The 12,467-nt window shown below is 54.3% G+C and carries 12 protein-coding genes; 7 read left to right on the plus strand and 5 right to left on the minus strand.

Annotated elements, in window-relative coordinates; genetic code table 11:
• Positions 1 to 31: 31 nt before the first annotated feature.
• Together prf1 and ACYQ04_RS05700 are read left to right on the plus strand one after the other, a co-directional pair.
• Positions 32 to 1,279: a peptide chain release factor aRF-1 gene (gene prf1 / locus ACYQ04_RS05695; protein ID WP_460129931.1), complete on the plus strand. Its 1,248-nt coding sequence runs from the start codon at positions 32 to 34 to the stop codon at positions 1,277 to 1,279.
• A 110-nt stretch (positions 1,280 to 1,389) separates the two neighbouring features.
• Positions 1,390 to 2,460, plus strand: coding sequence for an AAA family ATPase (locus tag ACYQ04_RS05700; RefSeq protein WP_460128021.1), 1,071 nt, complete (start codon positions 1,390 to 1,392; stop codon positions 2,458 to 2,460).
• Here ACYQ04_RS05700 and ACYQ04_RS05705 read toward each other — a convergent pair whose 3' ends face one another.
• Positions 2,461 to 4,383, minus strand: a complete 1,923-nt coding sequence (locus ACYQ04_RS05705) for an arginine--tRNA ligase (RefSeq protein WP_460129933.1) — start codon at positions 4,381 to 4,383, stop codon at positions 2,461 to 2,463.
• 69 nt (positions 4,384 to 4,452) lie between these two features.
• Between ACYQ04_RS05705 and lplB the strand changes: the two genes are divergently transcribed.
• Both lplB and ACYQ04_RS05715 read left to right on the plus strand, forming a co-directional pair.
• Positions 4,453 to 4,731, plus strand: a complete 279-nt coding sequence (lplB, locus tag ACYQ04_RS05710; RefSeq protein ID WP_167915367.1) for a lipoate-protein ligase small subunit — start codon at positions 4,453 to 4,455, stop codon at positions 4,729 to 4,731.
• Positions 4,732 to 4,781: 50 nt separating this feature from the next.
• Positions 4,782 to 5,282: a stage II sporulation protein M gene (locus ACYQ04_RS05715; protein ID WP_460128023.1), complete on the plus strand. Its 501-nt coding sequence runs from the start codon at positions 4,782 to 4,784 to the stop codon at positions 5,280 to 5,282.
• Here the strand turns inward: ACYQ04_RS05715 and ACYQ04_RS05720 are convergent.
• Positions 5,229 to 6,329, minus strand: coding sequence for a DUF354 domain-containing protein (locus ACYQ04_RS05720; protein ID WP_460128024.1), 1,101 nt, complete (start codon positions 6,327 to 6,329; stop codon positions 5,229 to 5,231). The two genes, ACYQ04_RS05715 and ACYQ04_RS05720, sit on opposite strands and share 54 nt — an antisense overlap.
• A 293-nt stretch (positions 6,330 to 6,622) precedes the next feature.
• On the opposite strand from ACYQ04_RS05720, the gene ACYQ04_RS05725 reads away from it, so the two are divergent.
• Together ACYQ04_RS05725 and wecB are read left to right on the plus strand one after the other, a co-directional pair.
• Positions 6,623 to 7,894 (plus strand): UDP-N-acetyl-D-mannosamine dehydrogenase, encoded by a 1,272-nt coding sequence (locus ACYQ04_RS05725; protein WP_460129935.1) that lies wholly within the window; start codon positions 6,623 to 6,625, stop codon positions 7,892 to 7,894.
• Entirely contained in the window at positions 7,891 to 9,024 is a 1,134-nt protein-coding gene (gene wecB / locus ACYQ04_RS05730; RefSeq protein ID WP_460128026.1) for a non-hydrolyzing UDP-N-acetylglucosamine 2-epimerase, read from the plus strand. The genes ACYQ04_RS05725 and wecB overlap by 4 nt, the downstream gene beginning before the upstream one ends.
• A gap of 5 nt (positions 9,025 to 9,029) precedes the next feature.
• Here the strand turns inward: wecB and ACYQ04_RS05735 are convergent, their stop codons facing one another.
• The 3 genes from ACYQ04_RS05735 to ACYQ04_RS05745 all read right to left on the minus strand — a co-directional run bounded on the left by ACYQ04_RS05735 (position 9,030) and on the right by ACYQ04_RS05745 (position 11,701).
• Positions 9,030 to 9,545 (minus strand): hypothetical protein, encoded by a 516-nt coding sequence (locus ACYQ04_RS05735; protein WP_460128028.1) that lies wholly within the window; start codon positions 9,543 to 9,545, stop codon positions 9,030 to 9,032.
• 189 nt (positions 9,546 to 9,734) lie between these two features.
• On the minus strand, positions 9,735 to 10,406 hold the full coding sequence (locus ACYQ04_RS05740; protein ID WP_460128030.1) for a hypothetical protein: 672 nt from the start codon (positions 10,404 to 10,406) through the stop codon (positions 9,735 to 9,737).
• A gap of 35 nt (positions 10,407 to 10,441) precedes the next feature.
• Positions 10,442 to 11,701: a radical SAM protein gene (locus ACYQ04_RS05745; RefSeq protein ID WP_460128031.1), complete on the minus strand. Its 1,260-nt coding sequence runs from the start codon at positions 11,699 to 11,701 to the stop codon at positions 10,442 to 10,444.
• 157 nt (positions 11,702 to 11,858) lie between these two features.
• Between ACYQ04_RS05745 and trpY the strand changes: the two genes are divergently transcribed.
• Entirely contained in the window at positions 11,859 to 12,359 is a 501-nt protein-coding gene (gene trpY / locus ACYQ04_RS05750; RefSeq protein ID WP_099210455.1) for a TrpY family transcription regulator, read from the plus strand.
• Positions 12,360 to 12,467 lie beyond the last annotated feature (108 nt).

Raw genomic sequence — 12,467 nt, forward strand, 5'->3', positions numbered from 1 at the left:
ACCGGGAACGGGAAGAGAAGGGGTGATGCTCATGTCTCACAAGTCAGCGGAAATGTACGAGCTCAAGAAGAAGGTTGAAGAACTCAAGAGCTATCGAGGTCGAGCGACCGAACTCGTCAGTCTTTACATTCCAGCCGGCTACGACATAAACAAGGTCATGCAGCAGCTTCGCGAGGAGTACGGAACGGCCCAGAACATCAAGAGCAAGTCCACTCGAAAGAACGTGTTAGGAGCGCTTGAAAGGGCGATGCAACACCTCAAGCTCTACCGCAAGACCCCGGAGAACGGCCTCGCTCTCTTCGTCGGCAACGTCAGCGAGCAGGAGGGAGTCAGCGACATAAGACTCTGGGCCATTGTTCCGCCCGAGCCCCTCAAGGTCCGCCTCTACCGCTGTGACCAGACCTTCGTTACCGAACCGCTTGAGGAGATGCTCCGCGTTAAAGATGCGTACGGCCTCATAACCGTCGAGAAGAACGAGGCCACCATCGGACTCCTCAGGGGCAAGAGGATTGAGGTTATAGATGAGCTCACCTCGAACGTCCCTGGAAAGACGAGGGCCGGTGGTCAGTCGGCGAGGCGTTACGAGAGGATTCGCGAGCAAGAAACGCACGAGTTCATGAAGCGCATCGGCGAGCACGCCAATCAGGCGTTCCTTCCGCTCCTCGAGAAAGGTGAGCTGAGGGGAATCATCATCGGCGGTCCTGGGCCGACCAAGGAGGAGTTCGTTGAAGGTGACTACCTCCACCACGAGCTCAAGAAGAAGATTATCGGCGTCGTTGACATAAGCTACCACGGCGAGTACGGCCTAAGGGAGCTCGTTGAGAAGGCCAGCGATATACTCAGGGACCACGAGGCGGTGAAGGAGAGAAAGCTTATACAGGACTTCTTCAGGCACCTCGTCAAGGACACGGGAATGATAACCTACGGTGAGAAGGAGGTTCGCCAGGCCCTTGAGCTCGGCGCCGTTGATACGCTCCTCATCAGTGAGGGCTACGACAAGGTCCGCGTCAAGGCCAAGTGCAACAACTGCGGCTGGAGCGAAGAGAAGACGATGAGCGAGCAGGAGTTCCACGTCTACAAGAAAAAGCTGACCCACTGTCCAAAGTGCGGCAGTCAGAACATAACCTTCGAGAAGTGGGACGTCGCGGAGGAGCTCATCAAGATGGCCGAGGAAGCCGGCTCGAACGTGGAGATAATTTCCCTCGACACCGAGGAGGGCCAGCAGTTCTACAAGGCTTTCGGCGGACTCGGCGCGTTCCTGAGGTACAAGATTCATTGAACTACTTGCGGGCTTCTTTTTTACACCTTCATTATATATTGTTGTTTGTCCTGTTTGTCTCAGTAACATTTAAGTATCGGTACCGATACTTAGTATCGGGGGCGATACCTATGCTGTTTGACCCGAGGCCCAAGAGCAGGAGGGAGGAAATTTTTGACAGGGAGAAGGAGCTAAACTCTCTGCTTAAGGGAATGAAAGAGTATCCAATAACGGTTCTCATCGGAATCCGGAGGGTGGGAAAAAGCTCTCTCCTGAGGGTGACTCTTAATGAATTTGATGGTCTTGGCCTTTACCTCGATGCGAGGAGACTCTATGCATCCGGCGGAGGGACAATAAGTTCCGCCGTTCTTGTGGACGAGATTAGAAAGATACTCCTTGGAAAGGGCAGGTTTGGCTTTCTGAGCGGGATAAGGCTTGAGAGCGTTAATCTGGCCGGGATAAAAATCAAACCAAAGGAGACTACCATAATAGACATCTTTGAACTCCTGAACGGCCTCGGGGAGAGGTTCGGGAGGGTCGTCTTGGCTTTCGATGAAGCTCAGTACCTTCGATTCTATGGGCCGAGGGGCGGAAAAGACCTTTTGGCGGGAATGGCCTATGCTTACGACTCCCTGCCAAACCTTGGCTTTGTGTTCACCGGCTCGGAGGTCGGCCTCCTCCACGATTTCATAGGCATCGACGATTACTCAAGTCCACTATTCGGCAGGGTCTATGAGGAGGTTGAAGTTAAGCCATTCCCGAGGGAGCTCTCGGAGGCATTCCTGCGGGCGGGATTTGAGGAAGTCGGATTGAAAGTTCCGGAGGGGGAGATAAAGAGAGCTGTCGATGAGCTCGACGGCATCCCGGGTTGGCTCGTGGAGTTTGGGTTTAACTACTGGAAGGGTGGAAGTTTTGAGAGGGCCATGGAGAGAACTGTCGAGAGGGCCCGGGCAATGATACGGGAGGAGCTACTTGAACTCGAAAAGCGCTCTCCAAGGTACTCCCTAATTCTAAGGGCGATAGCAATGGGTCTCTCACGCTGGAGGGAGGTTAAGGACTACGTGGAAGCGAAGAGCGGGCCAGTGACGAACGCGAGACTATCTGCGCTCCTGAAGAACCTTGAGAAGATGGGCTGGGTAATGAAAGAAAACGGGGAGTACAGGATAATAGACCCCCTCGTGGAAAAAATATTGAAGGGCTAATCACATCTTCTCCGGCGCCTCTATGCCGAGCAACTCCAGCCCGTTCCTTAACACCTGCTTGACAGCCAGAACGAGGAGCAGGCGCTCTTCTTTTACGCCTTCCTCAGCTTTAAGCACCGGGTGGTCCATGTAGAACTTGTTGAAGAGTGAAGCCAGCTCGTTGAGATAAGCCGGAATCAGGTGAGGCTTGATGTCCCTGCCTGCGCTCTCTATTACCTCCGGGAACTTGGCGAGGAGCTTTATGAGTTCCTTTTCGCGGAGGGTGAGCTTCGAGAAGTCAGCCTTTTCAAGCAGAGCTTTCCAGTCGGTCTCGACTCCGCTTTCCCTGGCTTTCCTCAGGATTGAGGCACAGCGGGCGTGGGCGTACTGTATGTACGGCGCGCTCTCCCCCTCGAAGTTGAGCACGTCGTCCCAGCGGAAGGTTATGACCTTGTCAGGACTGTACTTGACGAGGTTGAAGCGAACCGCGCCAACTCCGACCGCTTCGGCTATTTCCCCCTTCTCCTCATCGCTCAGGTTCGGATTCTTCTGCTCAACCAGCTCCCTCGCCCTCTGAACGGCCTCGTTGAGAACCTCGTCAACGGTGAAGCCGACCCAGGTTCCCTTCCTGCCCGAGAACTTACCCTCAGGCCTGACAACGTGCTCGTAAGCCAGGTGGTGGAAGTTCTTCGCCGAATCTTCGAAGCCGAGAAGCTGGAGAGCATATTTAATCGCCATCTGGGGGTGCCTCTGTTCCGCTCCGATGACGTTTATCACGATGTCCCCCCTGCCGAACCTGCCGGGCATCTCCTCTCCGTCCGGAGCCGTCGTCCAGGTCTCGTGGCTCTCCCTCTTGTCCCAGAGCTTGTAGAGCATGTCAGCCTTCACTTTGCCGAACTTCCAGAGGTGATAAGCTATGTCCTTGCCGGTGTAGGTTGCGGTTCCGTCGCTTCTCTTGAGAACGAGGAAGGGGTTCTTCATGTCAGGGAAGAGCTTCCTCAAATCCATGACGAACGCTCCCTTGTACTTGCCCTCCTTCCCCCAGAAGAAGTTCTCGTTGGATTCGATGAGCCTGTAGGCCTCCTCAAAGATTCCGCTCCGCATTATGTCGCTCTCCCAGCTGAGCAAATCGTAGGCGATGCCCATGCGGTAAGTGGTGAGCATTTGCGCCTTAACGACGCGCTCCGCCAGCTTCCTTCCGATTTCGGCTATCTCGTTGTTTCCTTCCTCGAGTTTCTTCATGAGCTCGCGAACCTCTTTATCCACCTCCGGGTTCTCCTCGATGCGCTTGTTGACCTCGACGTAGAGCAGGCCCATGACGTGGTCTATGAAGTCCTCCTTCAGGCCCTTCCCCCTTAGCTCGGCCTCAATCCGCTCGAACTCCTCTTTCATATTGAGGTAGCCCCAGAGAACCTGCGCGAACTGCACTCCAAGGTCGTCGATGTAGTTCTGAACTTCAACCTTGTAGCCGAGCCTGCGCATAATCCTCGCCATCGTGTCACCCAAAACCGCGTTCCTCGCGTGCCCCATGTGGAGCGGTTTGGTCGGATTGACCGAGGTGTGCTCGACGATGACCTTTTTGCCCCTCCCAATTTCGCTCTCACCGTAGGCGCTTCCCTTCTCAAGGATTTCCCTAACCAGCTCGCGCCCGAAGTAGGAGTAGTCAACGTAGAAGTTGATGTAGCCGTTAACTGCCTTAACCTCGACTATGCCCTCGGGCTTCTCGATGCGCTCGACGAGCTCCTCCGCTATGAGCTTCGGAGCCTTCCTGAAAACCCTGGCGAGCTGAAACGCTATGGCAGTTCCGAAGTCACCGAGCTCAAGGCTTGGCGTGTCGTCGAAGGTTATCTCGCCGTCCCACTCCTTTCCGGCCTCGGTGAGCCTCTCGTCGAGTGCCTTCTTTAGAGAAAGCCTCGCCCTCTCCTGTATCTCCTTATAGACCATCTTCACCACCGCCGGCACTACTACCTAACCTTTAAAAAGTTCTCCCGCGAGTTTACAACGGGGATAGGTATGAAGCACCACGTCGGTGAGCACAAGGCCAAGAAGGGCCTCATAAGGATTGAGTTCGACGAGGAGAACGGGATTGCTGAGCACGTCAGGATTACGGGGGACTTCTTCGTTCACCCTGAGGAAACCGTCCACGAGCTCGAGAAGAAGCTCGAAGGACACCGCCTTGACGAGCTCGAGCACCTGATTGACGAGTTCTTCGCGATGCGCCTCGATGTCGAGATGCCCTACGTGAACGTCGAGGACTTCAAGATTGCCCTCAAGAAAGCCCTCGAAGGGTGACGGTAGTGCGGGTCAAACGAACCTTTTTACTTCTCCTGGCAACGTTCTTCGTGGGGACATTTCTCGGCATGGCTTACGCTTACCTTCAGCCCGAGCGTGCAGGGGAGTACGTGATGAAACTCGCCAAGGAGATAGGGAGGCTATCAGATAACCCATTTAATAACTTCCTGATGATTTTCACACACAACGCGGGAGTTTCGCTCCTCGTTCTCGTCTCGGGTCTCTTCTTCGGACTCGGACCCTGGGTGATGATACTCTTCAACGGCCTGGTTGTTGGAATCGTGGCAGGTTTCCTTGTCGAGGTGGGCACACCGGCAACCAAGGTCATACTGGGACTCGTCCCCCACGGCGTCGTAGAGATTCCGGCCTTCGTCTTAGCAGGAACCGCGGGAATAGTCTGGTACAGGAGCATTCGTGAGGCTGAAAAACCTGCGAGGGGCTTTAAAGATGGAATGAAAAGAGCCCTAAAGCTCTACGCGGTGACGGTTGGGATGCTCCTAATTGCGGCCTTCATCGAGGCGTACGTAACCCCCAAGGTTGCCGGTCTCTGAAACCTCGAAGGTTCCGCTCTCCTCATAGGTTTCTATTTCCCTCATTATCGCGTCCATCGGGTTCTCCAGGCCGGCAACAACGCTCCTTATGTAGTTCCTGTAACTTCCGTTGGCCTCTATCATCCTTTCCGCGACCTCGGCAACCTCTGCCGGATCAGTTGAGTGGAACTTGACGCCGAGCTCCACGAGCCATCTCGTGACCGCGAGGAGCCTTCCGGGGTAGGTCGAGATTGTCGGCGTTCCGAGGGCTATCGCCTCCCTGTTCATAGTTCCGCCGGCACCTATCATGAGCCTCGCGTAGTAGAGCAGGCTAAGGCTGTCAACGGGCTTCTCGGGCATTATCACGTTGTCAAAGCGCTCAAAACGCCTCCTCTGCTCCTCCGTCCTCGGGAAGAGAACGATGGGCATCTCGGGCAGGAGTGGAATAACGTCTTCGAGGACGCTCTTCTCGGGCCCGTTGAAGTAGTTGGCCTTGACGGGCTCGGTGCGCATGACGATGTAGTCGTTCCTCTTCAGCCCGAGCTCCCTGAGGACCTTTCTGTCGGGCCTGAAGCCGTAGAGATGAGCGAGCTCGGAGAAGCCGTTTACGGGCTTCATGCCGTTGGGGTCGGCGCCGCACTTGAGGAGCTCGTAGGCGTCTATCGCCTTCGGAAAGAGGAGGAGCTTCGTGAAGGGGAGTATGAGCTTGTTTTGAGCCACAGCGGTCTCATTGTCGACGAAGCCTATACTCGGAATCCCGAGGCCGAAGGCAACGCGCGGTGCCTCGACCGAGTGCTTGTAAACCGCCAAATCCGGCTTCTCCTCGATTATCAGCCGGCTAAGCTTGTAAACCCTCTCGGCGCTCGCGATGAGCTTGCCCTCAAGGGTGGAACCCCCGTGCTTTCCGACCACGTAGTAGTCGAAGCCGAACATGTCGAGGATTCCGGTAAGACCATCAAACTCCCTCGTCGTGATTAGAACCTCGTGGCCAGTCTTCTCCAGTTCCCTGACGAGGCCCTTGAAAAAGTGAACGTGAGGCGCGTTCGTGATGTCAATCCACACCTTCATTCTACCACCCGCCAAGGAGTGAACGGCTTTGTCCAATATAAGGCTTTCCAAAAAACGGTTGCAGAAGCGTTTTTTTGAACGTTTCAGATGGCCCCTTTCAATGAAAAACGCTTTCTAACGCTTTCCTTCCGTAACCGGGGTTCTCCCAGGGTCACCGAAAGCAGGTTTCATGAACAGAGATGTCCAGTATAGTAGGACAAAGTGAGGACACCCCAAAACGATTCCAACGCTTTCAAAATCGTTACCTCAAAAAGGCTTTTATCCGGCCGTTCCAACCCGCTCCGGTGGAAGTGATGGACGGGATAAGGGAGATAGCGGTCATAGGTCTCGGCTACATAGGCCTCCCAACGGCGATAATGTTCGCGAACGCCGGTTTTAAGGTCACCGGTTATGAAATAAGGGAAGAAGTAGTCGAGAAGATAAACTCTGGGAAAGCCCACATCGTTGAGCCCGAGATAGACGAGTTGCTCAGAAAGGCCGTTGAAAGCGGCAACCTCAGGGCAACCTCGGACCCGGAGGAAATACGGGGGAAGGACGCCTACATAATCTGCGTTCAAACCCCCCTGAGGGAGGACAAAACGCCGGACCTGAGCTACCTTGAGAGCGCCGTTAAAACCGTTGCAAAGGCAATGAAAAGGGGCTCACTGGTGGTCATAGAGAGCACCGTTCCGCCCCTCACGACGGTTAAGATGGCGAAGCTCATCGAGGAGCTGACGGGCTTCAAGGCGGGAAAGGACTTCTACATGGTCCACGCGCCGGAGAGGGTAATGCCGGGTAGGATTTTCAAGGAGCTCGTCTACAACTCCCGCATCTTCGGTGGAATCACTCCGAAGAGCGCTGAGACGGCTGAGAAGCTCTACCGCTCCTTCGTCAAGGGGCAGACGTTCAAGACGAACTCGACCGTCAGCGAGGTTGTCAAGCTGATGGAGAACACCTTCAGGGACGTGAACATAGCTTTGGCGAACGAGTTCGCCTTTCTCGCTCACCAGTACGGGATAGACGTCTTTGAGGCCATAGAGCTCGCCAACACGCACCCGCGCGTTAGAATCCACACCCCCGGAATAGGGGTCGGCGGCCACTGCCTCCCGAAGGACCCGCACCTCCTCCTCTGGCCGGCCAAAGAGGACTTCGGGCTCATAAAGCTCGCGAGGGAGATAAACGACTCCATGCCCCTCTTCACGAAGGATTTACTCTTCTCGGCGCTTAAGGAGCTGAACGTTCCGCCCGAGGACGCCACCATAGCGGTCCTCGGACTGGCATACAAGGGCGACAGCGACGACACGAGGAACTCGCCGGCGCTGGCTTTCATCGAAGAGATAGAGGGGGACGTGAAGGCAGTTAAAACCTACGACCCCTTCGTCCCGGGCACGAGCGGGAGCGTCGAGGAAGCGGTTGAAAACGCGGACGCGGTTGTCATAGCGACCGACCACACGGCGTTCAAGTCCCTCGACTGGGAAAAACTCGGAAAGCTCATGCGGACGAGAATCCTCATAGACGGCCGGCACGTGGTTGAAAACCCGCCGAGGGGCTTCCTCTTCAAGGGCATCGGGAGGGGGGAGTTTTGAAGCCCGCTTTCGTCTTTGGAACGAGGCCGGAGATAATAAAGCTCGCGCCCGTGATAAGGGCGTTCCTTGAGAGGGGTGTTGAGCCCCTTCTAATCCACACAGGTCAGCACTACGACTACGAAATGAGCAGCGTCTTCCTTGAGGAGCTTGAGCTTCCGCCGATAGACTACCACCTCGAAGTCGGCTCTGGAACACAGGCGGAGCAGACAGGGAAGGCGATGATAAAAATTGAGCGGGTTCTGATGGAAGAGAAGCCGGACGTAACGCTCGTTCAGGGCGACACCAACACTGTTCTGGCTGGAGCTCTGGCGAGCGTCAAGCTTAAAATCCCGGTAGCTCACGTCGAGGCCGGCCTTAGGAGCTTCGACAGGACGATGCCGGAGGAGATAAACAGGATTCTTGCAGACCACGCGAGCGAGGTTCTCTTTCCGCCGACGGAGGAGGCCAGGAAAAACCTCGAGCGCGAGGGGATAACCGAGAACGTCTACGTCGTCGGCAACACGATTGTTGATGCAGTCCTTCAGAATTCTGAGGTGGCCGAGAAGAAGAGTGACGTGCTCGAAAAGTTCGGCCTTAAACCTAAGGAGTACATCCTCATCACCGCCCACCGCGCGGAGAACACCGACAGCCGGGAGAACCTTGAGAAGCTCGTCCAAATCCTCGAAAGCCTGCCGATGAGGGCGATATACCCGATGCACCCGCGCACGAGGAAGAGACTGGAAGAATTCGGGCTCTTGGAACGGGTTAAGGCAATTGAGAACCTGGCCGTCACCAAGCCGCTCGGCTACCTCGACTTCCTCAGGCTCGAGAAGAACGCCTTCGCGATAATGACGGACTCGGGGGGAATACAGGAGGAGGCCATAATCCTCGGTGTCCCGTGCCTCACGCTCCGCTACAACACCGAGAGGCCTGAGACCGTCGAGGCCGGAGGAAACGTGCTCGTCGGTCTTGAAAAGGAACGCGTCCTCAACTACCTTAAACGGCTGATGGAAGACCGGGAGTTCTACGAGAGGATGGCAAACGCCCCGAACCCCTTCGGCGACGGGAAGGCCGGCGAGAGGATAGCGGAAATCCTCCTGGAACTCCACGAAAGGGGAGAGCTGGGGGTGAGGAGTTCGAGGTTTATCTAAGACCTTCATCCACTTACCATTCGGCCAAGGGATTTGGTAAGGTTCTTGGCTTTTTCCAAGGTCTCTTCAATCATGTGGGATATCCCACCTTTGTCCGAGCCAAAGGTTCTGAATATGCCTAGGAATCTTTCCAATATCGATTGTGACTCTTTGGTTGCATTTTGAACAACTTTCATTGTATCGTTGTAAACTTTGGTAGCGTAGTCCATGCTGAGGGAGCTGTTACCAACGTACCATTTCGTTGGGTCCAGCAGTTCCTTTGTGGTGGAACCGTTGAGAGTGCTCAAGTTGTAAACACCATTTTGGAGCCCTATCCTATTCGTACTGTTCCCCTCCAGGACGGGCGGCTTATAGAGCACATCATTGGTACTGTTGGATACCATTCTCTGCACCTTTACACTATCCGGAGAGTTTAGGTTCTTAGACACCGTCGAGGTAAAGGATGAGATTGTTGACATCAATCCACCGTAGACCCACCCAAGAATTAATACAAACGCTATTATCCAAACAACTTTCTTCACATTCCCACCTCCAATATTGAGTTCTCGGTTCTCCTTAAAAAATTTACAATCCACATTGAATTTTCTACAATATTAGTGGTACATATGGGTGATAATATTTTATAATACAAACTTGGACTAAGTTTATCATAACTTTTTTAGGCTTATTTCAAAAAATGTACAATGTTGAACGCCATCCTGCAAAAAGAATTAAGAGCTCGTGAGGAACTGGTCAAGCTGTGAGGCTATCTCGTTGGCAATCATCTCGTAGGGGTTTGCCCTGCTGAGCTTTCCGACCTTTGCCCTCAGGTTCCACCAGTAGGCAACGCCACAGGTCTGGTTTGCCACCTTAAGCTTCATCAGCCTATTCATGCTGGCCTGACAGAACTCCTCGGCAGATTTCGAGATAGCGCTTTCGGAGAACTCAAGGCCCTGGTTGATGGTGTCGACGGCCGAGTTGACATCGCCGGCGTAGGAGTAGTAGAGGATTCCCGAGAGCGAGACCGTTCTGTAGAGAACGCTACCCCCGTGGCCAACCATTGGGCTGTAGAACATGACAAACCTGCCCTGAAGGTCGTACCTTGTTACGTTACCAACCAACACCGGCTTGAGTCCGTGCTCCCTTACGACCTTGACGAGGGCATCCTCAATGTACACCTGGTAAGGCTTCGGTGCCCAGACGGCTATGTAGACGACGTTGGGGTCCTTTGGGGCGGAGGTCCAGTTGTAGTTGTGGTCAACGATTGTAGTTCCCCCACTCATAGAAGCCCCTCTGTAGTCAGAGATGACGTAGGACTCGCTGGCAACGGCAATCCCAACGATGGAAAGAACAACCAGCACTGCAATGCCCAACACTAAAACGACGCGTTTCATTAAGTCCACCTATGGATATTCGAGGAATTACTTTAAAAAGTTTCTCAAACCTCAGTCCCGATGTAGATGCCGTGCCTCGTCCTCACGATTCTCACCTTGATTCTGTCCCCGACTTCCGCCTTCGTTCCAACGACCTCAATGAGCCTGTTCCTGGCCTTTACGAGCATTTCACCTTCAATCCTGCCAGGAAGAACGACTTCTGCCTTTACGACCTCCCCAGGCCGGAAGGCGAGCGGAATGAACTCGCGCTTCTCCATGCCAAAGTGACTCGGCTTCAGAACGAGGGGCTTCATTCCTGTCTTCTCCTCAAGCCTCCTCAGCCAGGCGTAGAACTCCTTGAAGGGAACGGTCTTGGCTATGACCGGGTTCCTGCCGAACTTATAAGGGATGTAGTTCTGGAAGCCGAGGGCCGGCCAGCGCTTTCCGGCACCGATTTTCCTCGCGAACTCTATGAACGCCTCCGCCTCGTCGTCGTTGATTCCGAAGATTATGACCGGGGCAATGAGGACGTCTATTCCCGCGTTCACGAGGGCCTCCGCCACCTCCAGAACGTGCTCAAGGTCGTAGCTCTTCATTCCCATGAGCATCTTCGCCTTGTCTGGGTCGAGGGAGTGAATGGAGAGGTTTACCCTGTCGAGGCCCGCCTCAGCCAGCTCCTCGACGAGCTTGTCGTTGAGAAGCGTCCCGTTGCTCTGCATGGAGATTACTGAAACGTTCGGGTGCTCCCTCAACGCCTGAACGAGTTCCACTCTGAAGGGGTAGATGAGCGGTTCACCCTGACCGTCGAGGTGTGCCTCCAAACCCTTTCCCTTTATCCTCGCAACATCGTTGAACCACTTCATCAAGTAGTCCACATCAACGACGTAGTCAAGCTTTCTCGTCCTTGAGTACGGCCCCTCGTCAACTGAGCAGAAGATGCAACTGAGGTTGCACCCGCTAACACCCCTTATCTGGATGAGGTTTGTTCCCCTATCTATCAAACCGAAGGCGTTGTAGCCGAGGAGCGGAACGTCAAGCCCTTCGTGGATGTAGAGGACCTTCCTCTTCGTGTAGCGGTTCCTGAGGAGCGCCCCGAGGTTGTTCTGGATGTAAAGGGCTATGAAGCCTTCAACCTTCTCGTAGTCGGTGTCTATTATCAGCACGCCGTTTCGGGCCGTGATTTGAGGCGAGACGCGGTACTTCCTCCTGATAGCCCGCTCAAGCTCTCGCTTTGGAAAGTCCGCATAAAGGGTCTCGCGCCAGATTAGTCGGATTGTGTCCCCCAAATCCTCAAACGTCACGTGGGGAAGGCGTAGCTCTATCATGGTCGTGAGTTTAACGGTGCGTTTAAAAACCCGTTGATGGACAAAACATCCGTCCGGAAGACTTTTAAATTCCCCCAGTGAAGGCATGCGGGCATGGAAACATTTTAATACTATTGGATTAAAGAGTCTACTGGTGAACTGAACTGGGGGGTAGCCTATGTGGGGGAAGATTGAGCATTACTTTGACGAGTATCCCGTCAGAAAGCAAATCGCAAAAACGCTTCTCAAGTACGGCCTCAAGGTCTCGGACGACATGAAGATAAAGGCGGGGGACATCGAGGTGCCTTACACCAAGATAGCCAAGGCTCTCGACGTTGACAGGCGTGTCGTCAAGGAAACGGTGGCGATGATACTCAAGGTTCCGGAGCTCAAAGAAGTGTACACCAACCTGGAGCCGACGGTCCACATGAAGTACGTTGGCAGGCACGTTGGATACGGAGTCATCGAGATTGAGCCGGAACCAAGGGCAATAGGAATCCTCGCCAAGATTGCGCAGAAGATAGCGGAGCGCGACATCAACATAGTTCAGGTCGTCGCGGAAGACCCGGAGCTCTACCCCGAGGCAACGCTGACCATTATAACAGAGAAGCCTATACCCGGCGACCTCATCAACGAGCTCTCAAAGCTCGAAGGCGTCAAGAGGATATCCATCTACTGACCGAATTTTTTATCCCTTATACCCACATATTCTACAAAGATTTTTGTTACTCCCTCTCAAAGAACGAACGCCCGTGGACGCTTTTTTGGACTATGGGACAAATTAGAG

The organism is Thermococcus prieurii (assembly GCF_054657655.1).